This is a genomic window from Pseudomonas sp. NPDC089530 (genome assembly GCF_050280705.1).
Taxonomy (GTDB): domain Bacteria; phylum Pseudomonadota; class Gammaproteobacteria; order Pseudomonadales; family Pseudomonadaceae; genus Aquipseudomonas.
The window spans coordinates 34,050-55,074 of sequence record NZ_JBNNVU010000037.1; the positions used below are offsets into that span (position 1 = coordinate 34,050).

At 60.9% G+C, this 21,025-nt stretch carries 25 protein-coding genes and 1 tRNA gene; 4 read left to right on the forward strand and 22 right to left on the reverse strand.

What is annotated here, in order from left to right; all coding sequences use genetic code 11:
* Positions 1 to 10: 10 nt before the first annotated feature.
* The 9 genes from ACQKQA_RS15910 to ACQKQA_RS15950 form a co-directional block, all read right to left on the reverse strand.
* Positions 11 to 880, reverse strand: coding sequence for a substrate-binding periplasmic protein (locus ACQKQA_RS15910; RefSeq protein WP_427559233.1), 870 nt, complete (start codon positions 878 to 880; stop codon positions 11 to 13).
* 342 nt (positions 881 to 1,222) lie between these two features.
* Positions 1,223 to 1,870, reverse strand: a complete 648-nt coding sequence (locus ACQKQA_RS15915) for a GntR family transcriptional regulator (protein WP_427559236.1) — start codon at positions 1,868 to 1,870, stop codon at positions 1,223 to 1,225.
* 320 nt (positions 1,871 to 2,190) lie between these two features.
* Complete coding sequence (locus ACQKQA_RS15920) at positions 2,191 to 2,886, reverse strand: HAD-IA family hydrolase (RefSeq protein ID WP_427559239.1); 696 nt, start codon at positions 2,884 to 2,886, stop codon at positions 2,191 to 2,193.
* Positions 2,887 to 3,059: 173 nt separating this feature from the next.
* Positions 3,060 to 3,314, reverse strand: a complete 255-nt coding sequence (locus ACQKQA_RS15925; protein ID WP_427559242.1) for a hypothetical protein — start codon at positions 3,312 to 3,314, stop codon at positions 3,060 to 3,062.
* Between the two features lie 42 nt (positions 3,315 to 3,356).
* Positions 3,357 to 3,515, reverse strand: coding sequence for a hypothetical protein (locus tag ACQKQA_RS15930; RefSeq protein WP_427559246.1), 159 nt, complete (start codon positions 3,513 to 3,515; stop codon positions 3,357 to 3,359).
* A gap of 114 nt (positions 3,516 to 3,629) precedes the next feature.
* Positions 3,630 to 4,028: a hypothetical protein gene (locus ACQKQA_RS15935; protein WP_427559248.1), complete on the reverse strand. Its 399-nt coding sequence runs from the start codon at positions 4,026 to 4,028 to the stop codon at positions 3,630 to 3,632.
* A gap of 347 nt (positions 4,029 to 4,375) precedes the next feature.
* Complete coding sequence (locus ACQKQA_RS15940; protein WP_427559251.1) at positions 4,376 to 4,564, reverse strand: hypothetical protein; 189 nt, start codon at positions 4,562 to 4,564, stop codon at positions 4,376 to 4,378.
* 216 nt (positions 4,565 to 4,780) lie between these two features.
* The gene (locus ACQKQA_RS15945) at positions 4,781 to 5,152 is read right to left on the reverse strand and encodes a cupin domain-containing protein (protein ID WP_427559253.1); all 372 of its coding nucleotides are present in this window, start codon (positions 5,150 to 5,152) and stop codon (positions 4,781 to 4,783) included.
* Positions 5,153 to 5,395: 243 nt separating this feature from the next.
* Positions 5,396 to 5,485 (reverse strand) — tRNA-Ser (locus tag ACQKQA_RS15950).
* Positions 5,486 to 5,803: 318 nt separating this feature from the next.
* Here ACQKQA_RS15950 and ACQKQA_RS15955 point away from each other — a divergent pair.
* The 3 genes from ACQKQA_RS15955 to ACQKQA_RS15965 all read left to right on the forward strand — a co-directional run bounded on the left by ACQKQA_RS15955 (position 5,804) and on the right by ACQKQA_RS15965 (position 8,533).
* Positions 5,804 to 6,493: a crotonase/enoyl-CoA hydratase family protein gene (locus ACQKQA_RS15955; RefSeq protein ID WP_427559256.1), complete on the forward strand. Its 690-nt coding sequence runs from the start codon at positions 5,804 to 5,806 to the stop codon at positions 6,491 to 6,493.
* Positions 6,494 to 6,707: 214 nt separating this feature from the next.
* The gene (locus ACQKQA_RS15960) at positions 6,708 to 7,430 is read left to right on the forward strand and encodes a 1-acylglycerol-3-phosphate O-acyltransferase (RefSeq protein ID WP_427559258.1); all 723 of its coding nucleotides are present in this window, start codon (positions 6,708 to 6,710) and stop codon (positions 7,428 to 7,430) included.
* A gap of 131 nt (positions 7,431 to 7,561) precedes the next feature.
* On the forward strand, positions 7,562 to 8,533 hold the full coding sequence (locus tag ACQKQA_RS15965) for a magnesium and cobalt transport protein CorA (protein ID WP_427559261.1): 972 nt from the start codon (positions 7,562 to 7,564) through the stop codon (positions 8,531 to 8,533).
* Between the two features lie 54 nt (positions 8,534 to 8,587).
* Here ACQKQA_RS15965 and ACQKQA_RS15970 read toward each other — a convergent pair whose 3' ends face one another.
* The 3 genes from ACQKQA_RS15970 to ACQKQA_RS15980 form a co-directional block, all read right to left on the reverse strand.
* Complete coding sequence (locus ACQKQA_RS15970) at positions 8,588 to 9,313, reverse strand: amidotransferase (protein ID WP_427559264.1); 726 nt, start codon at positions 9,311 to 9,313, stop codon at positions 8,588 to 8,590.
* Positions 9,314 to 9,418: 105 nt separating this feature from the next.
* On the reverse strand, positions 9,419 to 11,563 hold the full coding sequence (locus ACQKQA_RS15975) for a 3-hydroxyacyl-CoA dehydrogenase NAD-binding domain-containing protein (protein WP_427559266.1): 2,145 nt from the start codon (positions 11,561 to 11,563) through the stop codon (positions 9,419 to 9,421).
* A 25-nt stretch (positions 11,564 to 11,588) separates the two neighbouring features.
* Positions 11,589 to 12,794: an acetyl-CoA C-acetyltransferase gene (locus ACQKQA_RS15980; RefSeq protein WP_427559268.1), complete on the reverse strand. Its 1,206-nt coding sequence runs from the start codon at positions 12,792 to 12,794 to the stop codon at positions 11,589 to 11,591.
* A gap of 671 nt (positions 12,795 to 13,465) precedes the next feature.
* Here ACQKQA_RS15980 and ACQKQA_RS15985 point away from each other — a divergent pair.
* Positions 13,466 to 14,275, forward strand: coding sequence for a c-type cytochrome (locus ACQKQA_RS15985; RefSeq protein ID WP_427559272.1), 810 nt, complete (start codon positions 13,466 to 13,468; stop codon positions 14,273 to 14,275).
* 324 nt (positions 14,276 to 14,599) lie between these two features.
* Here ACQKQA_RS15985 and ACQKQA_RS15990 read toward each other — a convergent pair whose 3' ends face one another.
* From ACQKQA_RS15990 to ACQKQA_RS16035, 10 genes are all read right to left on the reverse strand, one after another.
* Complete coding sequence (locus ACQKQA_RS15990) at positions 14,600 to 14,941, reverse strand: ribonuclease E inhibitor RraB (RefSeq protein WP_427559275.1); 342 nt, start codon at positions 14,939 to 14,941, stop codon at positions 14,600 to 14,602.
* 221 nt (positions 14,942 to 15,162) lie between these two features.
* Positions 15,163 to 15,420: a hypothetical protein gene (locus ACQKQA_RS15995; protein ID WP_427559278.1), complete on the reverse strand. Its 258-nt coding sequence runs from the start codon at positions 15,418 to 15,420 to the stop codon at positions 15,163 to 15,165.
* A gap of 113 nt (positions 15,421 to 15,533) precedes the next feature.
* Positions 15,534 to 16,142, reverse strand: coding sequence for an START domain-containing protein (locus ACQKQA_RS16000; protein ID WP_427559281.1), 609 nt, complete (start codon positions 16,140 to 16,142; stop codon positions 15,534 to 15,536).
* A 42-nt stretch (positions 16,143 to 16,184) separates the two neighbouring features.
* A complete protein-coding gene (locus tag ACQKQA_RS16005; protein ID WP_427559283.1) occupies positions 16,185 to 16,439 on the reverse strand; it encodes a YkgJ family cysteine cluster protein in 255 nt (84 codons plus the stop codon).
* A 171-nt stretch (positions 16,440 to 16,610) separates the two neighbouring features.
* Positions 16,611 to 17,108, reverse strand: a complete 498-nt coding sequence (locus ACQKQA_RS16010) for a translation initiation factor 2 (RefSeq protein ID WP_427559286.1) — start codon at positions 17,106 to 17,108, stop codon at positions 16,611 to 16,613.
* Positions 17,109 to 17,187: 79 nt separating this feature from the next.
* Positions 17,188 to 18,627, reverse strand: coding sequence for a PLP-dependent aminotransferase family protein (locus ACQKQA_RS16015; protein ID WP_427559289.1), 1,440 nt, complete (start codon positions 18,625 to 18,627; stop codon positions 17,188 to 17,190).
* 201 nt (positions 18,628 to 18,828) lie between these two features.
* The gene (locus ACQKQA_RS16020; RefSeq protein ID WP_427559292.1) at positions 18,829 to 19,641 is read right to left on the reverse strand and encodes an OmpA family protein; all 813 of its coding nucleotides are present in this window, start codon (positions 19,639 to 19,641) and stop codon (positions 18,829 to 18,831) included.
* Positions 19,638 to 19,994 carry a DUF4398 domain-containing protein gene (locus tag ACQKQA_RS16025; protein ID WP_427559293.1) on the reverse strand — a complete coding sequence of 119 codons (357 nt, stop codon included), beginning with the start codon at positions 19,992 to 19,994 and terminating at the stop codon, positions 19,638 to 19,640. The genes ACQKQA_RS16020 and ACQKQA_RS16025 overlap by 4 nt, the downstream gene beginning before the upstream one ends.
* Before the next feature lie 9 nt (positions 19,995 to 20,003).
* Complete coding sequence (locus ACQKQA_RS16030; protein ID WP_427559295.1) at positions 20,004 to 20,828, reverse strand: substrate-binding periplasmic protein; 825 nt, start codon at positions 20,826 to 20,828, stop codon at positions 20,004 to 20,006.
* 81 nt (positions 20,829 to 20,909) lie between these two features.
* The coding region (locus ACQKQA_RS16035; RefSeq protein WP_186605293.1) for an electron transfer flavoprotein subunit alpha at positions 20,910 to 21,025 on the reverse strand (116 nt) is incomplete at its 5' end.

Below are 21,025 nucleotides of genomic sequence, written 5' to 3' on the forward strand. Positions count from 1 at the left end.
CCCCCTGGCTTTACCAGTTCTTCTCAAGCGGGTGAAGAAACAGATTGCGATTACTCAGACCGTACTTTTTCAATATCGCAGAGACTTCACCCGCTCCTCGCACTTCAGCCAACGCCTGGGTGTACGCGGCTCGGAAGGTGCAATCATCTTTGCGCAAACCATAGCGTGCGTAACCATACCCGTACTTGGTAATCATTTCTTCAGGAACCGGGACGCCCTTAAGCTGCTTGATCGGCAGTTCTGGGTTGGATTTGAGCCAGTCGACGACGGTCACATCGTCTTCCAGTACCGCATCGACGCGCCCGGTAGCCAGCGCGCCGATTTCCTGCTCGGCCCCCGGGAACGCAATAGACTCGGCGCCGATCTTGCGCAGATATTCGTCAGCAGCAGATCCCACAACAGCACCGACTTTCTTCCCTTTAAGGTCGGCGTAGGAGCTGACCTGCAACTCGGAGTTTGCCGGAAGAACGATAATTGGGCCGTACCACCAGGATGGCCCCGTAAAGCTGATGGCTTTGATCCGGTCTGGCGTGACGTGGATGTTGGTACCGATCACATCGATACGCTTGGACAGGAGCCCGGGCACGAGCTGGCCAACAGGAGTGACTTCGTATTTTATCGAGGTGATGCCCATCCATTTCAGCGCGGCCTCATTGATCTCCACGTCAATGCCTTCGGCCTTACCGGTGGTGGTATTGAGGTACGAGTGAGGAGGAGCGGATACGATACCGATAGTGATACCGTCCTTGATGTACTGGCTGAAGGAGTCGTCGCCGCATTTCTCGTAGCTCGGGGCAACCTCGTAGGCCATGGCTGGCATTGCAAGGTTTGCGACAGCGGCGATACAAAATACCGACAAGATACACTTGGAAGCTTTCATGACTAGATTCCCTACCGAACGTGATTAATTGAAATTGTTGGAACCGTTGGGTGGCAGTTACAAAGGCATTGTTGCGGTACACGCAGGGCCCCAGAGAGGCAGCTCTACAGACCGTTTTACCGTGCAGATCTCCTAGTTGCTTAAGCTACGCTGAGAGTCTCAGTCCGACCACTCAGTCAAAGGAGGGTCGCCCATGACAGGCGTTCCTGCCTGACAGGTGAACGACCAGTGACCCTAAACCTCAGCTCATACTCTCTGTCTAATACTTGTCCTCCTGTACTCTTGTATACATAGATAGGTCTAAAAAATCACCCAGGAGGTGATTTCGCGTTACTGGTCTGACTACTCGACGGCAAGGCACTCCAATACGTGCGGTACAAGAGCCTCTTTGAACCTGACCAGGTCATTGGTTTTCAGAATGCTCAGCAGCTGTTCATGATCCTCGTACACCTTGGTATTTGGAACCCTCAAACCTACTGCGATCAGTATCTTGCTCGACATCTTGTCCCAGATATCCAATAGCGTACGGTTGCCGCTTGCCAGATAAATAGCCCGATGAAAGTCCATATCCGCCTGCGCAGCCAGAAAAGCGGAGCCCTTGCGTATCGCGCCCTGCAAATTATGCAAAGCATCCTCGAAGGGTTCGAGCAGTCGCGGGTCTTTAGCAATTGCGCTCATCGCCAGCTCAACTGCATAAGTCTCCAGTACGACCCGTACAGAAAGCATCTGCTCCAACGACTCTCGATCCACATCGACCAGGCACACCTCTCGGTTTGTCGTGACGACGATGCCCTGGCTCTCAAGGGTCTTGAGAGCTTCACGTACAGGCACCCGGCTTACGCCGAACGCTTCAGCCAGCTCCACTTCAATGAGCCGGGCGCCAGGGGCCAGATGCCCGTGAATCGCCGCACTGACGATAGAGTCGGCGACCTGATCCCCCAGCGTGCGAGACCGCTCATTGGCTACGACCGGAAATTTCGAGACCGCCATGACTGTTACCTTATAACCTATTTGACGAAGCTTCTTGCCTACAATGTATTTCAGTATACATACATACATTGCGAGTTCAATACCGATTGTCGAGCCGTTCAACGCGGGTTACGTTACCGGCGCCAGTCTGATCATCGACGGCGGTTTCGCGCCTGGTCCAGCCCCCAATGCAAAACGCCGGACAACCCTTTATCAGGTTGCCCGGCGTTTTGCTTTTGTAGCCGCTGCCGCAGGCTGCGATAGGCCCGACAGGGCTTCAGGGATATCAAGAGCGGCGCCTCCTGCGGAGTCGATCGCAGCCTGCGGCAGCGGCTACAAGTTCAGGACCACTGCAACAGCGGCAGACCGCAGGCGGCCGGCTGGAAGCCCTTGAGCGAACGCAGAATGGCATCGGCATGGGCGTACTTGGCATCCGCCATCGCCGGATCGGGAATGGCGATCGCAGTCATCCCCGCTGCTTTCGCCGCGGTGACACCGAAGGGCGAATCCTCGAACACCAGGCAATCCTCAGGTGCCACCCCCAGGCGCCGCGCGGCGGTGAGGAAAATATCCGGCGCCGGCTTGGCCGCGCCCACTTCCGGGTCGTCGGCGGTGACTATGGTGTCGAACAGCGCGAACCAGTCGCCATGCCGGGTGGTTTTCTGTGCGAAAGACTGGCGCGAAGAACTGGTGCCGACAGCAATCGGCACCTGATTGGCCTTCAGGTGCTGCACCAGCTCCTGCGCTCCCGGCATCGCCAGCGCGCGAGGAAAGCGCTCGCGCATCAGCGGCTCGCGAATCACCAGGAACTCCTCTGCGGTGATCGGCAGGTCCAGGGCTTCGACCACATAACGGGCCAGGTCCGCGGCGCCGCGACCGATGATGTTCTGCTTGATGGTCCAATCGAAGGTGCGGCCGTAACGGTCGGCGATGATCTGCGTCACCTCGGTGTAGATGCCTTCGGTGTCCAGCAGCAAACCGTCCATATCGAAAATCACGGCCTTGATCGGGCCCACATCGCTCAACTGTGCATTCATCGCATCTGATCCGTTAACAAAGAACATCCCGGGGAGCGGCTCAGGTACGGCCCGTTTTTGCCCGATTAAAGGGTTCAGCAGCATAGCCGTGGCGGATGACGGGGAGCAACCATGGCCACCTGCAGGCAAACAAAAGCCCGGACAGGCCAGGCTCGATCACCGCTGACTAAAAACTAGCGCCCCGCGCGTCCGCTGCCGTCATTGCCGCCCAAGGCGCCCGGGCACATCGCAGCAAGGCTGTCCGCAATTTGCCCCTCCGCGGATTGCGCCAGGCTGGAGAAACATAAAAGGGAGACCAGCGCGACCACCACCAGGCTCAGCAGCTTGGCGCGCTTCGACAATCCTTGCGGGGCGGCGTCGCGCTCTGGGGCAGGCAAGGGATAGTTCGGGGTGTCGCCCTTATCGACAGGCTTCGGATCATGCTTCATAGGCACCTCATACCGATCATGCCGGCGTGTTGAGCGCAGGCCTCAGGAGTCAGTGCTCTGCGGCTCGTCTGCCTCATCGTCATCTATCAGCGGCACCAGGGCGTCGTCCATCAGCGAGCCCGGGTCTTCATTGCCCGGATCGTTGACCAGTGGCACGCCAGAGGAGTCCTGGTCGTTGTTGCCTGGAGTTTCTGCAGTCATGGCAAACCTCGTCGAAACAATGGGCCATTACTGAATTCGAGGGGCTGGAGCGATATTCGTTCCCATGAAAAAAGCCCGGTACAAGACCGGGCTTTTTTGCGCACTGCAGCCGAATCAATCGTGCTTGTGCTTATGTTTGTGCTTGCCGCCGGAGTGGCTGTCACCCATGCTGCTGCCCAGCGCACCACCAGCCGCGCCACCCAGGCCGGCACCGATGGTTGCGCCTGTACGGCCGCCCAGTTTGTTACCGATCACCGAGCCACCGGCCGAACCCAGGCCGCCACCGATGGCCGCTTCGGTGCGGCTGCCTTTGCGGGCACCGACTGCGCTACCGGCAGCGCCACCGATACCGGCGCCGACCGCGGCACCGGTACTGCCGCCAATCTGTTGTCCCACCACATTGCCCAACGCGCCACCCAAACCGCCGCCAACCGCAGCAGTGCCATCACCGGCGGCCATCGCACCTTGGGCAACCAGGAGCCCCAAAACCAGAGCAGGCAGTGTCAAACGCATGATGTAAACCTCGAAAAAGATACTGAAGAGTCATTCTAAAGTGCTGTCTGACCAAAGCTGAGCCGCGCCAACAAAACGCAACAATCCATTTTGGTCAAAATATTGGAGCCGTTTTTCCGGAAAGAGTTTTCACCCAGGCAAAAAAAAGCCCGCTGGGGGACGGGCTAATAGGATTTACTTTAACGGATGGTTCGAGACTACTCAGTCGCTTGTGAATAATTCGTGAAAAGTCCCCCCCCCCTCCTTTTCAACGGATGCAGTGCAAGATTCCACTTCGCTCCGCTCGCCATTGCCTGCCTCCAGGCAATAAAAACCCCGCTCAAGTGCGGGGTCGTTCGGTATGAAGGTTACCTTCTCTTGGGAAGCGCCGTTTTCGGAAAAAACGTCGTCTGACTCACCTTGGGTAACGCACTGGATCGGGTCTTGACTGCCAACACCTTGACCTGCGGTTCACTTTCAAACGCTGCCTGACCGCAGCGCACCAGGTTGTTGATTGGGAACTCATCCCCGTTGTCCTCGATATAAGGATCGCTCATCTCCCTGCTCCCTCCAACAACCGGCCGATACCGGCAAACACCTGATTGCCTAGGAGATATCGACCGTCACAGCTTTTCAGACTAGACGGTCATTTAGGGACCGAAAGTTCACGAGATAAAAGACCGACGAATGGCCCACGCCAGCGCGGGTCGTTCAAGAGAAGGGTTTGTCGCTGGACAAGGAGCCGGTGCCGGCACCAGCCCCTTGTGTCTAGCCTAGACCTTGCGCGCGTAGTTGCTGGCGCCGAACCAGTCGACGATCACCACGGTTTCATCCCCCACCACCCAGGCGTCATGACCTTTCGGCAGGGAAGTGATGTCGCCCGGGCCGGCAATGATTTCGGTACCGTCATCCATCAGGATCGCCAGCTTGCCCGCCACGTGATACTGAAAGTGCGGCGCCTGGCAGGACGGCGTCTGGGCCAGCGGCTTGATATCGTTCGACCAGCGCCAGCCCGGCTGGAAGGTGTAGCGTCCTACCTCGCATTCACCAACCTTCAGGATCTCAGCCTTGCCATTGGAAAACTCGCGAGTCTCATCCGGTTCGGAGAAGGATTTATGTTCGGTGACCTGTTCATGCATGGACATGATCGTGTCCTCGATTGAGTGGCTGCAAAGCCTGTCGACGCGAGCCACACCGCCCCACGCCCACAGACCGCCCAGCATCGCCCCATTCGATGCGCATCATTTATTTTAGTCCTGAAACCGCAGGCAGCCCGGGACGGGCACTGAAGATGCCTCACAAAGAACAGCTGGATTTTTTTTGCGGCGCCAGAACGCAAAAAACCCCTGACTTCTCGAGGAAGTCAGGGGTTTTGCGTAGATCGAATATGGCGGTTGAGGAGGGATTCGAACCCTCGATACAGTTTCCTGTATACACACTTTCCAGGCGTGCTCCTTAAGCCACTCGGACACCCAACCGTGTCTCGTCAAACCGATTCAGTCTGTCGAGGCGCGCTAATGTAGTCGAAAGCTTTTCCGATGGCAAAGGTTTTTTTCAGAATTTTCATGTGCTTAAGACATTTCTTCAAATTCCGCCGCTGTGACGGCGTTGGCGCCATGGCAAACCGGCCAATCTCTGGCCTGGCTGACAGCCATCCGCAAGGGCCGATACCCGCCCCTGGTGGCCGGCTACGCTGATCGGGCCACAAAGGGCTGACTCGCCAGTCAGTCACAGCGCTTTACCTGACCTGTGACGGTGGGTAACGTCTGCCCCACTTCAATACAAGGAATTGCGTCATGAGTGAGTTGATTTCTTACCACCTCGAAGACGGTATCGCGACCCTGACCTTGAACAATGGCAAGGTCAATGCCATTTCCCCGGACGTGATTGCCGCTTTCAACGCTGCACTGGACCAGGCCGTCACCGATCGCGCGGTGGTGATCATCACTGGGCAGCCGGGCATTCTGTCCGGCGGTTACGACCTGAAGGTGATGACCTCCGGCCCTAAAGAAGCCGTGAGCCTGGTGACCTCGGGCTCGACCCTGGCCCGCCGCCTGCTGTCGCACCCCTTCCCGGTCATCGTTGCCTGCCCTGGCCATGCCGTGGCCAAGGGTGCCTTCCTGCTGTTGTCCGCGGACTACCGCATCGGCGTCGAAGGCCCGTTCAGCATCGGCCTGAACGAAGTGCAGATCGGCATGACCATGCACCACGCCGGCATCGAACTGGCCCGCGACCGCCTGCGCAAATCCGCCCTGCACCGTTCGGTGATCAATGGCGAGATGTTCGACCCGCAAGGCGCGGTGGATGCCGGCTTCCTCGACAAGCTAGTCAGCCCCGAAGAACTGCAAGGCGCCGCGCTGGCCGCCGCCCGGCAACTGAAGAAGATCAACATGACCGCCCACAAGAACACCAAGCTGAAAGTGCGCAAGGCGCTGCTCGAAGCCCTGGACAACGCGATCATCCTTGATCAGGAACACCTGGGCTGAAGCCTGGAGCCGCGACCTGCCAGCCCGGCCCTGCGCCGGGCTTTTTTATGCGTCAACGCCCCCCAGGACGAGCCGGACGCTCTGGACCGCCACTGTCCCAAGAGTCGGAAACATGCCCTTAAACATCGGCTATCTCCTTCTTCCCTACAGGTAATTGCCGAAAACAGTGCACATCCGTACACTGCGCCACCTTTTGTTCCCGGTGGGCCTGTAGATGCTGTATCTGTTTCGTATGTTGTTGATGGGCCTGCATTTTATTGCCGCGGGAATACTCGGCGTGGTGCTGGGTCTGTGCCGCCCGTTCAACCCGGACAACAGCCGCCTGTGCGCGCGCCTGTATGCGCTGCCGGCCATGTGCATTCTGCGCCTGCGGGTCAAGACCGAAGTCGGGCCGCTGATGGACAAGCCCGACAGTTGCGTGATCATCGCCAACCATCAGTCCAACTACGACCTGTTCGTGTTCGGCAACGTGGTGCCCCCGCGCACCGTGTGCATCGGCAAGAAAAGCCTGAAATGGGTACCGCTGTTCGGCCAGCTGTTCTGGCTGGCCGGCAATGTGCTGATCGACCGCGGCAATGCGCACAAGGCGCGCCGCTCGATGCTGACCACCACCCATACCCTGCAACACAAGGACACTTCGATCTGGGTCTTCCCGGAAGGTACCCGCAACCTCGGCGAAGAACTGCTGCCGTTCAAGAAAGGCGCCTTTCAGATGGCCATCGCCGCGGGCGTGCCGATCGTCCCGGTATGCGCCAGCAGCTACATCCGCCAGATGCGCCTCAACCGCTGGCACAGCGGCAAAATCCTGATCCGTTCGCTGCCGGCGATCCCCACCGCCGGGCTGAGCCTGGAGGACATGCCGAGGCTGATGGAGCAGTGCCGCGAACAGATGCGCGAGTGCATCGAGTCGATGGACCGCCAGCTCCAGATCGCCTGAAAACAGCCCGCCGCGTGCGGGCTTTTTCTTGCCGGCGAACTCCAGCCCCAGGGCTGACTCTGACTAGTCATGCAAGCTAAGCTGCACTCAGGGTCACTCCTCATTTCGATAAGAAGAAGCGAACAAGCATCATGGGCAGAGTTGTTGCCGCCGCTGTCTACAGCGCAGGAAAAAGAGTCACGGATATCACCCTCGACGAAGGTGCCGCCTGGGCGGCCAAGCCTGGGCACTTCGTCTGGATCGGCCTCGAAGAACCCAATGCCCAGGAGCTGGCCAACCTGCAACGCCAGTTCAACCTGCACGAACTGGCCATCGAGGACGCCCTGGACAAACACAGCCGGCCGAAGCTCGAAACCTTCGGCGACGCGCTGTTCATCGTCACCTATTCCCCCGTGCGCGAAGCCGGCAAGCTGGAGTTCATCGAGACCCATATCTTTGCCGGCAAGGGCTACATCATCACCGCGCGCAACGGCCATTCCCGCTCCTACGGTTTCGTGCGCCAGCGCTGCGAGGCGCGGCCGCTGCTGCTCGAACACGGCGAAGACTTCGTGCTCTACGCACTGCTGGATTTCGTCACCGAGAACTACCAGCCGGTCAGCGAAGCGATCCATGCCGAGATCGACGAGCTGGAGCGCGGCGTACTGTGCAGCTCGCTCAACGAAGGCGATATCCAGAAGCTGCATGGCCTGCGCCGGGACGTACTGCGCCTGCGCCGCTACGTAGCGCCCATGGTGGAAATCAGCGAAGAGCTACAGAAGCTCAGCTTTCCGTTCATCGACAAGAACATGCGCCCGTACTTTCGCGATGTGCAGATCCACGTTACGCGGCAGATGGAAGACCTGGCGACCCTGCGCGACATCGCCAGCCAGACCATCGAGATCGGCGTACTGCTGGAGGCCTCGCGCCAAAGCGTGGTGCAACGCAAGTTTGCCGCCTGGGCGGCGATCCTGGCATTCCCGACGGCGGTGGCCGGGATCTACGGCATGAACTTCGACAACATGCCCGAGCTGAAGCTGCACTACGGCTACTTCGGCGTGCTGGCGTTCCTGGTGGTGGGATGTACGGGGTTGTGGGCGAGCTTCAAGCGCTCCGGATGGCTGTGAATGGCCGTGCTCCTATAAGAACCTCAACGTCCTCATAGGAGCCGCTCGATACCTTTAAACCCCGGCCTGGGGTTTGTGCGCCACAAAACGCATCATCCATTCGGCCACGGTGCTGCCGTGGTGGTCCTTGTCCAGGCTGGCGATACCCTTCCGATAAACCTGCTCGCCCAGGTGCTGCTGACGTAGCTCCAGCAACGCCCGCGAGTAGTCGTGGATGAACTCGGGGTGGCCCTGGAAGCACAGCACTTGGTCATTGATGTGGTAGGCCGCGAACGGACAGAAATCGCTCGAAGCGATGACCGTGGCGTTTTCCGGCAAGGCGGTGACCTGGTCCTGGTGGCTGATCAACAGCGTCAGCTCTTCCCTCACCGGGCTCATCCACGGCGCCTTGGCCGCCAACTTGTAGTTATGGGTGCCCACGCCCCAACCCTGGGTCGCGCGCTCGCTCTTGCCGCCCAGCAGCAGCGCCAGCAACTGATGGCCGAAGCAGATGCCCAGCAGCTTGTCGCCACGCTGGTAACGGTCCAGCAGGTAGGTCTTGAGGGTTTGAATCCAGGGATCGGTGCCGAAGGAGTCGGCCTTGCTCCCCGTGACCAGGTAGGCATCGAAGCTCAGGTCGTCGCTCGGGTAGTCGCCCTGCATCACGTTGTAGACGGCAAATTCGGCCGCGATCGGCTGCTGCGAAAACAGGCGCTGGAACATCTGCCCGTAACCCTGATATTGATCGACCAATTCTGGACGCAGGATGTCGGTCTCCAGAATGCAGATGCGTAGCGACATAAAAAATACCTGACACGATGATGGGAATAACGAACACCCCAGAGCCTGCCTTGAAACGCCCAACCAAGGCAAGCCCCGCGATGTATCACTTTGCTCCCGTCAGGCTCAGAACAACTGGCCCTTGCTGGCTTTCTCCAGCAACAGCGCTGGCGGCGTGAACCGCTCGCCGTATTGCTCGACCAGGTACTGCGCGCGGGCGATGAAGTCCTTCAGGCCGTACTGGTTGATGAACTGCAAGGCACCGCCGGTCCAGGCCGCGAAGCCGATGCCGAAGATCGAACCGATATTGGCATCGGCCGTCGAGCGCAACACGCCCTCCTCCACGCAACGCACGGTTTCGATGGCCTGCACGAACAACAGGCGATCGCGCACGTCCTGCGGCGAGATTTGCGCATCGGCTTTCTCGAAGCGGGTTTTCAGCTGTGGCCACAGGTGTTTTTGCGCGCCCGCCGGGTAGTCGTAGAAACCGCCACCGGCTGCCTTGCCTGGGCGCTTGTACTCATTGAGCAGCAGGTCGATCACGGCGAAGGCCGGATGCTCCACCAGCGGTTTGCCTTCGGCCAGCAGGTCCTTGATGGTCTGCTGGCGGATATGGCTCATCAGGCTCAGGGAAACCTCGTCGGAGATCGCCAGCGGGCCGATCGGCATGCCCGCCTTGCGCGCCTCGGTCTCGATCAGCGGTGCCGCCACGCCCTCGCCGAGCATGGCGATGCCTTCGTTGGTGAAGGTGCCGAACACCCGCGAGGTGAAAAAGCCGCGGCTGTCGTTGACCACGATCGGGGTCTTCCTGATCTGCAGGACGAAGTCGAAGCCGCGAGCCAGGGTTTCATCACTGGTCCCTTCGCCCTTGATGATTTCCACCAGCGGCATCTTTTCCACCGGGCTGAAGAAATGCAGGCCGATGAACTTACCCGGGTCGGGCACCGCCTTGGCCAGGCCACTGATGGGCAGGGTCGAGGTATTGGAGGCGATCACCGCGTCAGCACCGACCACCTGTTGCGCGGCCCTGGACACCTTGGCCTTGAGCTCGCGATCCTCGAACACCGCCTCGATGATCAGGTCGCAACCGGCAAGGTCCGCGTCCTGCTCGGTGGGGCTGATCCGTGCCAGGGTAGCGTCCCGCTGTTCGGCACTGAGCTGGCCACGGGCGACCTTTTTTTCCAGCAGCGCCGCCGAGTGGGCCTTGCCCTTCTCGGCCGCCGCCAGGTTGATGTCCTTGAGCACCACCTCGATACCGGCCACGGCGCTGACATAGGCGATCCCGGCACCCATCATCCCGGCCCCGAGCACCCCGACCTTCCGGGTCACATAGGGCGCAAAGCCTTGGGGGCGGGAGCCGCCGGCATTGATTTCGTTGAGCTGGAACCAGAAGGTCCCGATCATGTTTTTCGCCACCTGGCCGGTGGTCAGCTCGGTGAAATAGCGGGCTTCGATCAACTGCGCGGTGTCGAAATCCACCTGCGCGCCCTCCACCGCCGCGCAGAGAATCTTCTCCGGCGCCGGCAGGCAGCCCTGGGTCTTACTGCGCAGGATCGACGGCGCGATAGCCAGCATCTGCGCGACTTTCGGGTGCGACGGCGTGCCACCGGGAATCTGGTAGCCAGCCACATCCCAGCGCTGCTTGACCGCTGGGTTGGCGACAATCCACGCCCTGGCCTTGGCCAGCAGGTCGTCGCGGTCGCTGGCCAACTGATCGATCAGGCCCGCCTGCAGCGCCTGCTGCGGCCGCAGCTTCTTGCCCTCCAGCAAGTACGGCAGGGCCTTTTCCAGCCCCAGCAAACGCACCATGCGCACCACCCCGCCGCCGCCCGGCAGCAGGCCGAGGGTCACTTCCGGCAGGCCGACCTGCAACGACGGATCGTCCAGGGCCACCCGGTGATGGCAGGCCAGGCAGATCTCCCAGCCACCGCCCAGGGCCGAACCGTTGATCGCCGCAACCACAGGCTTGCCCAGGGTCTCCAGGGCCCGCAACTGGCCCTTGAGGATCAGCACCCCGTCGTAAAAGGCCTGGGCCTCGGGCTTGCCGACCTTGATCAGCTCATTGAGGTCGCCGCCGGCGAAGAAGGTCTTTTTCGCCGACGTGACGATCACCCCGGCAATCGATTCCTGCTCGACTTGCAGGCGGGCGACGCAGGCGGCCATGGCCTCGCGGTACACCCCGTTCATGGTATTGGCGCTCTGGCCTGGCATATCGATGGTCAAAACCACGATCTGGTCCTGGCCCTTTTCGTAACGGATGGCATCGGTCATGAAAGTGTTTCCTTGAAGTCAGGGCTCAGAGGCGTTCGATGATGGTGGCGATACCCATGCCGCCGCCGACACAGAGGGTCGCCAGGCCGTAACGCTGGCGCCGGGCTTCCAGCTCGTCGAGCAGGGTGCCGAGGATCGCGCAGCCGGTGGCGCCCAGCGGGTGGCCCATGGCGATGGAGCCGCCGTTGACGTTGACCTTGTCCGGGTCGATGGCCATGTCCTTGATGAACTTCAGCACCACTGAGGCGAAGGCCTCGTTGACCTCGAACAGGTCGATGTCCTCGACCCGCAGCCCGGCCTTGGCCAGCGCCTTGCGCGTGGCCGGCGCCGGGCCGGTGAGCATGATGGTCGGGTCGGTGCTGGTGACCGCCGTGGCGACAATCCGTGCCCGCGGCTTGAGCCCCAGGGCCTGACCCTTGGCCTCGGAGCCGATGAGCATCAATGCCGCGCCGTCGACGATGCCCGAACTGTTGCCCGGGGTGTGCACATGGTGGATGCGTTCGACATGGCTGTAGACCCGCAAAGCGGTGGCGTCGAAGCCCATCTGGCCGATCATCTCGAAGCTGGGCTTGAGCTTGCCCAAGCCCTCGAGGGTGGAGTCGGCGCGAATGAATTCATCGTGATCCAGCAGGACGATGCCATTCTGGTCCTGCACCGGTACCAGGGATTTCTTGAACGAGCCATCGGCCCGGGCTCGGGCTGCCTTTTGCTGGGACTGCAGGGCAAAGCTGTCGACATCCTCGCGGCTGAAGCCCTCCAGGGTGGCGATCAGGTCCGCGCCTATGCCCTGCGGGGTGAAATGGCTGTGCATGTTGGTTTGCGGGTCGAGCACCCAGGCACCGCCATCACTGCCCATGGGCACCCGGGACATCGACTCGACGCCACCGACCACCACCAGGTCCTCGAAGCCGGAGCGCACTTTCATCGCCCCCAGGTTCACCGCCTCCAGGCCCGAGGCGCAAAAGCGGTTGATCTGCACCCCGGCCACGCTGACGTCCCAGTCGGCGACCAGCGCCGCGGTCTTGGCGATGTCCGCCCCCTGGTCGCCAATCGGCGTCACGCAACCGAGCACGATGTCGTCGACCTGGCTGGTGTCCAGCTCCGTACGGCGCTGCAGGGCACCGAGCAGCCCGGCTAGCAGGTTCACCGGCTTGACGCTGTGCAAGGCGCCGTCGGCCTTGCCTTTGCCACGGGGGGTGCGTAACGCATCGAATATCAAAGCCTGGGTCATGACGTCCTCGAACCGCTGTGCGAATGAATGATGACAGGGCTCCCACTCTTGGCTCCGGCGAGGCCGGATTCAATGACCGATGCGCTCACTGACCTTGACGGTCACGCTCAGACGAACGGTAGTGAGCTAATGGATTCCGCCTGCCGCATAACGAATGTGTCTAGACAAAGGGCGGGCAAGAAGATGGCAAAAAGCCTCATGTGCTTTTAACAGCATGTGCTTCTGAGCTGATACGAAATGGATCTAAGCCAAGGGTTACAAGGCCCCTAAGGTAGGGGCTGTAGGTCGTGAATCGTTGCAGCCGGGTCTTGCCGGTGCACGTACAAACAAAGGGACACATCGCCTGACCGGAGTGAAACGGCAGGCATGCATTCGATGTTCAGGAATAACAACAAAAGGCATCCAGCCATGTTCAAGCATTCGAAAGTTCGTCAAGCGGGGCTCATTCTGTTCGCAACCACCTTGCTGCTGATCTTGCCGAATCTCACCAAAGTGATCGGCTAGGGGCGTGGCCATCCTGCCACGTGATCGCCTCTTTGTGCTCCGGTTCGCTACCGGGGCAGGCGCTTGTGTGCCACTCTTCCTGACGCCGCGGCGACGCTGAGTCAGCGCTTCGCCGTGCGACACTTTCCACCCTGCGATCTCCACCCAAGCGACGGAACGGCGAATCCTTGAAATCTCTTATCCTCCTGTGCAGCGCCCTGCTCCTCACCACCCCTGCGCATGCCGCGCAGTTGACCCTGGAGCTGGGGACCGACAGTCGCACCTGGCAGACCGAAGAACTGCTCAAGCATCCCCAGGCCCAGACCATTGCCATCAAGGATGACGTGTCCTACAAGCGTGACATGAGTTACCGCGCGGTACCGATCGCGGCCTTGCTCACCGGAGTCAAGGCCGATGACCATCTACAGGCCGTCGCCCTGGACGGTTTCGCCGCTGAACTGCCCGCCGCGCCCCTGCTCGGCAAAGCCGGCGCCCAGGCCTGGCTGGCCATCGAAGACCCGGCCAAGCCCTGGCCACCCCTGTCTGAAGGCAAGCACAGCGCCGGGCCTTTCTACCTGGTGTGGACCAACCCCCAGGCCGGTCATATCAGCCCTGAGCAGTGGCCGTTCGAAGTGGCGAGCATCAAGCGCCTGGCGCCGGTGGCCGAACGTTTCCCGGCCCTGCGCCCGGACCCGAAGCTGGCGGCCGCCGATCCGGTGAACCAGGGCTTCGCCCTGTTCCAGAAGAACTGCCTGGCCTGCCATCGCCTCAATGGCGCCGGCGACTCGCAGTTCGGCCCGGACCTGAATATCCCCTACAACCCCACCGAGTACTTCGGCGCGGACTTCCTCAAGCGCTATATCCGTGACCCGCAAAGCCTACGCCGCTGGCCCCAGGCGAAAATGCCGGCCTTCTCCAGCAGTGTCCTGCCGGACACCGAGCTGGAGTTGCTGGTGGGGTATCTGAAGCACATGGCGGGGCGTAAACAGCCTGAGTAACACGCCCTGTTGCAGGGCAATGGCTATCGGCGACATAGCCAGACTTGATTTCACCGCCGGGGCAGAACCGCGCAGAATTCACCGCAACAGCGCAAACGGCTTCAGCCCCGCTACAGAGCGAAGCCGATGCCCCCCTTCATGGCGCCAATGGCTGCCGGACCCGGTATGTCCCGACCGGTTTCCTCTCCTTACCGGTCTTCCCTTTTGGCCACCCTCGGCGGGTGGCCTTTTTTTTGCCCAGGTCTGCAGATTTCCCCCTGGCAGAAGCGCAATCGGCCGACCCGAAGGTCGGCCGATGCCGAGTCTTGACGCTATTCATAGGCACTAAACGAGTCGCCCTCGAACCTCCTGCTTCACGCCCCAGCCCTCTATGATCCCGCCCAGGGGGGCGACCACCGCTTCGAAATCCTGCTCGAAGTCCCCGATGCCGCCGTAGGTGGCGTACATCACCTTGCTCAGCTCCAGGTTCCAGGCGCCGTCATCGCGCACACTGACCTGTGCATTCAAGGATTCACCGCGAAAATGCCCTGCCGCCCTGCGTGCCCGCTCCTCGTCCGGGAAAACGGCGTAGAACTCGATGGGATGGAATCGTGAAAAGTCGAAACCGCCTTCTTTCATGCGGCGCAACACGCTGCTGCTGATGTCTTCTTGATAGGCTGTGCTCATGAAACGTCCTCCTCAAACCGATGGATAGACTTTCCGTACTCCCTGCCTGTGACCGCACGGTACAGGCCTGCGGCGAGAGGCTCGCCGCCAGGAAACAAGCATGTAGCTGACAAGACCAGACCTTAGCGAATCATTCGCTGATCTCGGATGCAGAGTAGCGCCAAGAACCAGGCGCTGCCAAGGTCCGGTTGAAGCTCGGAAGAAGCGTTGCGTGTCAGGGACTAAATCGGCGAAATACCGAGGATCTGGATGCTGTGCTGATCTTTCAGGCTCTTGACCGTAGGTTCGTCGGTGCGCCCTTCCAGATCGTTGAGGTCAAGTTCGGCCGGGACCGGCAAAAGCTTTGCGCGAATCCACTGGGCTGCCTGCTCCATGCTGGGCCGTTGTTCGCAGTCGAATTGCTCCACTGACTGGACACCATGTTCGTCAACGAAAATGATCTGCCATTTTTGCATCGGTGCCTCCTTGAGAAACCCCATGAGTGGGCTCACACAGTATCGACCCCGAAACGCCGATAATCGTTCAGCCCGGGGGCCCGGCGGCAGCATGAAAAAAGGCTGCCCCGGGGCAGCCTTGTTCGACAGCGAATGGCTTACGGCTTTTCAGCGCGCGCCTTCAGTGCCTTGAGGGTGTTGAACGGTGCGTCCACGACGAACTTGTTGGCCAGCCAGGACGGCACGCTGCCACCCGGATCGGTATGCACCTGATAGGTCACTTCAACCTGGTCCGCGCCCTTGGGCACGAACTTCCAGAAGCCTTCGACCTGGGCCACCCGCACGAAACCCTTCTCTTCGGGAATGTAGGTCGGCAGGCCTTCGAGCTTGCGGGTCAGGCTGCCGTCGGCGCCGGTGCTGGTGGTGACGTGCAGCACTGAATCCCGCGATGTGACCGGCCACGGCGTATTGAACTGGGTGTAGGTCCAGCTCTGGTCGCCTTCGTGCTTGAGCAATTTCTGCGACTTGCACTCGTGAATCCAGGCGCAGGCGCCCGCGACGTCTTCCTGCAGCGCGCGCAGCTTGGCCACGCTGGTTTTCATGGTGGTCACACCACGGTAGGCCTTGTATTTGGAGCCGGCCACTTCACTCAAGGAGACCTTGATGCCGTCTTCGTCCTTGGCCGTTTGCCAATCTTCGGCGTGGGCCGTTGCCGACAGCAGAACGGTCAACCCACAGAGCACAGCAATTCGATGCAGCGAACCCATTGTCTTGTTCCTTATTGTTGAAGTTCCGGTCATTGAAACACTTCACGCCGCCGTCATTTGCTCCCACCAGCCCAGCAAGCGGATCGCCTCTTCGCGATTGCCGCCGCAGACCTCGATATCCGCCTGGAACCCGCCACACACGGCAGGCCGCTCGGGCAAGCCAAACAAAGCGCACAGGTTTTCGACAGAAAGATGGAGGCAGCGCTCTCCAGCCGGCTTGCCATTGGGCATGCCGGGAATCGGGGTACTGATGGAAGGGGCAATGCAACAGGCGCCACAGCCTTCACGGCAATTCATGACGACAAGCTCCTCGCGACGGACAAAGTATTGAAATAACGCGGACTAGAGTAACCGCTAAAACAGCCGTTTGAAATTGGCCGCAAGCGGGTTTTTGCGCTCAGGTTCGCGTGACTGACCAGTCTCCGACAAAGCGTCAAGGCAACGGGTCACAGTCGAGATTGAGGGGGGTTACTGCTTGAACTCGAAATCCAGCGCCGCGCCTTCGATATCGCGCCGCTCCTCATTGCGCAGCTGCAACTGCATTTCATTGGTCAACAAGCGCCCGTTGAGCTGGAACGGGCTGTCTTGCTTGGGTTTCTCGCCGAACATCGGCGGCAGCAACGGCGCGCGCTTGGGCAGGTCGACCGTACCGATCGGCTGCAATTGCTTGACCATCTCCGGCGGCAGCCTCAGATCCACCTTGGCCGAGGGCAAAGGCATCTTTGCGACCTCACTGGCAGATTTGGACTTGGAGGCAATCGGGGGACGTTTTTTCACCGGCTTGGGTTTGCTGGCGGCTGTTGCCTTCTTCACTGGCGCGGCCTTTGTGGCTGCTGCGGTTTTCTGCGCAGTGCCCGCACTGGCGGTACTCGACGCGACCTTGTCCTGAGCCGCCAGAACGCTGCCCGTGCCGAAGGCACTCAGGACACAGACCAACACCCAGACAACAGGAAAAATCGCTTTCATAGGGAGACAACAGGATCGGCGGCAAAGAGCCATATGCTCGCCTGTTGACCGCGCGAAAACAAGCGCGGCCTCCGATCCTTCAAAAGCCGCCCGTGGCCTCCTGGCACAGCTGGCTGGCCAACATGCCCAGGGTCATCAACGCCCGCTCGGCCTCGCGGTTCCACGGGGTGCCGCAGTTGAGGCGAATACAGTGGTTGAACTGCTCGGTGTTACTGAAGATCAGCCCCGGCGCGATACTGATGCCCTGCTGCAAGGCCCGGACATGCAATTCCTGGGTATTGACCCGCCCCGGCAGGCTGACCCAGAGAATGAAGCCACCATTGGGCCGAGTAATCTGCGTGCCTTCCGGAAAATACTGCTGCACCGCCAGCTGGAAGGCGCTGAGGTTCTTGCGGTACTCCTGGCGGATAAAGCGCAGATGCCGGTCGTAGCCGCCGTTCTCCAGGTAAGCCGCGACGCCCATCTGCGTCACGCTGCAGGCCGAGTGCGTGCTGAAGGTCTGCAAGCGCTGGATTTCCTGCTGGTACTTGCCGGCGATCATCCAGCCGATGCGCACACCGGGCGACAGGGTCTTGGAAAAGCTCGAGCAATAGATCACCCGGTCCAGCCGGTCGTAGGCCTTCAGCGCCTTGGTACGCCCGACCTCGAACATCAGTTCACCGTAGATATCGTCCTCGACCACCTGGATATCGAAATCCGAGGCCAGGCGCAGCAACTGTTTCTGCCGCTCTTCCGGCATGGTGCCACCCAGCGGATTGCTCAGGCGCGTGGTCAGTACCAGGGCCTTGATCGACCATTGGTTGGCCGCCAGCTGCAACGCTTCCAGGCTCATGCCCGTGGAGGGGTCGCTGGGAATCTCGATGACCTTGAGCCCCAACAGGTCGGCCAGTTGCAGCAGGCCGTAGTAGGTCGGCGACTCGGCAGCAATCAGGTCGCCGGGGCGGGTCAGCACGCGCAACGACATCTGCAGCGCATCCACGCAACCGTGGGTAATCACCACTTCGGACGGATCGACCACCACGCCAGCGTCGCGCATGCGAATCGCCACTTGCCGGCGCAACGGCTCGAAACCGGGACTGAACATGTAGCTGAAGGCGCGCGGGCTGTGGAAACGGGTGACCTTGGCCAGTTGCTGATGCAGCGCCCGCACCGGTAGGTAGTCGACGCTGGGCACCGCGGCGCCCAGCGGAAACACGCCTTCGCGGCGCGACTCCACCAACACCTGGTGAATGATGCTGCTGCGCGTCACCAGGCCGGGCCGCTCGACCCGGGCGATGTCCGGGGTCGGCGCGGTCAGCGCCGGGGTCTGGTGCACGTAATAACCTGACTGCGGGCGGGCGCGGATCAGCCCCTGGTCCTCGAGATTGGCATAGGCCTGGAGCACCGTCGCATGGCTGACATTGAGCTGCGAACTCATCTTGCGTACCGAGGGTACGCGCTCCCCCGGCTGGTACACACCACGCCGGATATCTTCAGCCAGCTGCTGAGCGATACGTTGATAAAGCAAGAGATTGGTCATGACGCTGCACTCGATTCGACCGGCATTTTATTCTTGTGGATGACGATACCGGAACAGTTCATAAGTGTACTGGGACAGTTGCCACAATAGTCGACCGTACAGGGCGGTGTCAGCAAAAACTGTACTGTTCTGTGTACCAATCGTCAGGCATAAAAAAACCCGGCTCCTGAGGGAAGCCGGGTTGTCTGGACTGGCCGCGCCTTAGCGGGCCGCGCCCAACTGGCCCTGCTCGTCGGAGAAGACGATTTCCACCCGACGGTTCTGCGCCCGTCCGCGTTCCGAGGCGTTGGCCTCGACCGGGTACTCGTCGCCGTAACCCTCGACCTGGACCCGCTTTTCCTCGACACCCAGGTCCACCAGGATGTCGGCCACGGCCTGTGCCCGGTCGCGGGACAGCTTCAGGTTGCTCTGCTTGTCGCCGGTGTTGTCCGTGTAGCCCTCGATCCGCACCACGCGCTTGGGGTTCAGTTGGAGAAACTGCACGACCTTCAGCACGGTACGGTTGGCCGAGCTTTTCAGCTCCGCTTCGCCGGTGTCGAACAGCACATCGCCCAGGGTCATCACCAGCCCGCGATCGGTCTGGGTGGTGGCCAGGTTGATGATCTGCTCCTCCAGCCACTTGCCCTGTTGCTGCACGCTCAGCAGCTTGGCCTCGCGCAGGGCCAGTTGCAGACGCTGGCGCTCCAGCTCGAGCTTGGCCGTCTGCTCCTGGTTCAACACCTGGTTGGTGTGTTCGCGGGCGATCTCGCTGTAGCGCTGGCTGAGATAGGCGTAATGCACCACATCGCCCCCGCTGCCCCAGTAGCTGGACAGACGATCGGCCCGGGCCAGGGACTCACCGGCACGGATCACGTCCTTGGGCGCGATGCGCAGCACATTGGAGTCCTCCTTGACCTTCTGGAAGTCTTCGCTGGCCTGCTCCAGGGCCGCTTCGCTGCGCTGCCCGGCACAGCCGTAGAGACCGGTAAAAGCGATCAGCAGGGCGCCACTCAATACATGGGACAGACGAATCATTGGGCATCTCCCAGTTGCTTGCGCAGACGAGTGATGCGGGTCTGGAGCATATTCAATTGTTCCTGGCTCTTCAGTGTCAGGACCCGTGCCTCGGCCAGGCGTGCATCCAGTTCCGCCTGCTCGGCCCGCATGCGCGCGTGCTTGAACGACTGTTCCTGCATGTTGCGTTGCGCGCGGGCGAATTTGTCTTCGGCCAGCTTCAGTTCCGGCACATCGTCTGCCGTGGCCCCCACTGCCTTGGCCTGGGCCAGGGTTTGTTCGGTCAGGCGCATTTGTTCATTCGGCGCCGGATCGGCTGCGCAACCCGCCAGAGCCAGAACGGCCAGGGCAGCGAAAAGAGGTCGAATACTCACAAGAAATCCCTACTGTTTTGGGGTGCTGACAGGTTGCTGCAACTGTGCTTTCCAACGCTCGAGATTGCGCTGCAGCACGGTTTCCGTCAGACCGGACGCGGGCAATTCTGTCATCTTTTTTGCCAACTGTCCGCGCAACCATGGGTCGTTGCAGGCCGAGTTGTGCGAGACGGCCAGGAACAGGCCGGGTTTGTCCGCGGGTTGCGGGAAGGCCAGCAGATCGTTGGCCATGCCCAGCGACTGGGCCAGGGCCGTACCGGCGTAACGCCCGGCCAGTACGTACTCCACCTCCCCCAGCAGCAGCTTCTGGAATGCCTGGGTCAGGTTCGGCATGCGGGTCAGGTTCAATTGGTCCTTGGCGAAGGCTTCGAAGGACGCTGTCAGGCGTGCCCTTTCCGACACAGCGCCGACGTGCCCGTGCAGATCGGCCGGCTGACTGTAGCTCAGCGTCGAGCCTTTGCGAGTCCAGACCAGGAAATCATTCTCCAGCAACGGCGGGTGAATATAGTCCAGGGCTTCCAGCTCGTTCACCGACAGCGGCGCATCGGCCAGCATGTCCATCCGCCCGCTGCGCACTTCCTCCAGGGCGGCGGAGCGTTTGCCGGCATACAGCAGCTCGACCTTGATCCCCAGCTCATGGGCCACCTGTTGCAGCAGGTCGGCGCTGGCGCCAATCAGGTGGTTGGGGTCCTGCGGATCGCGCCACAGATAGGGCGGGGCATCCGGGCTGCCGGTCGCCACCAGGCGCTCGCATTTACCGGCGGCCAGCGACGCCAACGGCATCAGCGTCAGGCCCAGCAATACCGACAGGCCACCCAGGCGGCGCAGATCCATGGCGAAGTTCTCCCACTCAAATCCCAGACAATAAAAAAGCCCGGCCAAAAGACCGGGCTCTTTATAAGTGAAGCCGCCGGATTAGACCAGCTTCTCCAGCTCAGGTACGGCTTCGAACAAGTCCGCCACCAGGCCGTAATCGGCGACCTGGAAGATCGGCGCTTCTTCGTCCTTGTTGATCGCAACGATCACCTTGG

Excerpts from the sequence above, each read along its gene's own strand:
- ACQKQA_RS15910 (WP_427559233.1), bottom strand. The coding sequence starts at position 880 with ATGAAAGCTTCCAAGTGTATCTTGTCGGTATTTTGTATCGCCGCTGTC.
- ACQKQA_RS15915 (WP_427559236.1), bottom strand. The coding sequence starts at position 1,870 with ATGGCGGTCTCGAAATTTCCGGTCGTAGCCAATGAGCGGTCTCGCACG.
- ACQKQA_RS15920 (WP_427559239.1), bottom strand. The coding sequence starts at position 2,886 with ATGAATGCACAGTTGAGCGATGTGGGCCCGATCAAGGCCGTGATTTTC.
- ACQKQA_RS15925 (WP_427559242.1), bottom strand. The coding sequence starts at position 3,314 with ATGAAGCATGATCCGAAGCCTGTCGATAAGGGCGACACCCCGAACTAT.
- ACQKQA_RS15930 (WP_427559246.1), bottom strand. The coding sequence starts at position 3,515 with ATGACTGCAGAAACTCCAGGCAACAACGACCAGGACTCCTCTGGCGTG.
- ACQKQA_RS15935 (WP_427559248.1), bottom strand. The coding sequence starts at position 4,028 with ATGCGTTTGACACTGCCTGCTCTGGTTTTGGGGCTCCTGGTTGCCCAA.
- ACQKQA_RS15940 (WP_427559251.1), bottom strand. The coding sequence starts at position 4,564 with ATGAGCGATCCTTATATCGAGGACAACGGGGATGAGTTCCCAATCAAC.
- ACQKQA_RS15945 (WP_427559253.1), bottom strand. The coding sequence starts at position 5,152 with ATGTCCATGCATGAACAGGTCACCGAACATAAATCCTTCTCCGAACCG.
- ACQKQA_RS15955 (WP_427559256.1), top strand. The coding sequence starts at position 5,804 with ATGAGTGAGTTGATTTCTTACCACCTCGAAGACGGTATCGCGACCCTG.
- ACQKQA_RS15960 (WP_427559258.1), top strand. The coding sequence starts at position 6,708 with ATGCTGTATCTGTTTCGTATGTTGTTGATGGGCCTGCATTTTATTGCC.
- ACQKQA_RS15965 (WP_427559261.1), top strand. The coding sequence starts at position 7,562 with ATGGGCAGAGTTGTTGCCGCCGCTGTCTACAGCGCAGGAAAAAGAGTC.
- ACQKQA_RS15970 (WP_427559264.1), bottom strand. The coding sequence starts at position 9,313 with ATGTCGCTACGCATCTGCATTCTGGAGACCGACATCCTGCGTCCAGAA.
- ACQKQA_RS15975 (WP_427559266.1), bottom strand. The coding sequence starts at position 11,563 with ATGACCGATGCCATCCGTTACGAAAAGGGCCAGGACCAGATCGTGGTT.
- ACQKQA_RS15980 (WP_427559268.1), bottom strand. The coding sequence starts at position 12,794 with ATGACCCAGGCTTTGATATTCGATGCGTTACGCACCCCCCGTGGCAAA.
- ACQKQA_RS15990 (WP_427559275.1), bottom strand. The coding sequence starts at position 14,941 with ATGAGCACAGCCTATCAAGAAGACATCAGCAGCAGCGTGTTGCGCCGC.
- ACQKQA_RS15995 (WP_427559278.1), bottom strand. The coding sequence starts at position 15,420 with ATGGGGTTTCTCAAGGAGGCACCGATGCAAAAATGGCAGATCATTTTC.
- ACQKQA_RS16000 (WP_427559281.1), bottom strand. The coding sequence starts at position 16,142 with ATGGGTTCGCTGCATCGAATTGCTGTGCTCTGTGGGTTGACCGTTCTG.
- ACQKQA_RS16005 (WP_427559283.1), bottom strand. The coding sequence starts at position 16,439 with ATGAATTGCCGTGAAGGCTGTGGCGCCTGTTGCATTGCCCCTTCCATC.
- ACQKQA_RS16010 (WP_427559286.1), bottom strand. The coding sequence starts at position 17,108 with ATGAAAGCGATTTTTCCTGTTGTCTGGGTGTTGGTCTGTGTCCTGAGT.
- ACQKQA_RS16015 (WP_427559289.1), bottom strand. The coding sequence starts at position 18,627 with ATGACCAATCTCTTGCTTTATCAACGTATCGCTCAGCAGCTGGCTGAA.
- ACQKQA_RS16020 (WP_427559292.1), bottom strand. The coding sequence starts at position 19,641 with ATGATTCGTCTGTCCCATGTATTGAGTGGCGCCCTGCTGATCGCTTTT.
- ACQKQA_RS16030 (WP_427559295.1), bottom strand. The coding sequence starts at position 20,828 with ATGGATCTGCGCCGCCTGGGTGGCCTGTCGGTATTGCTGGGCCTGACG.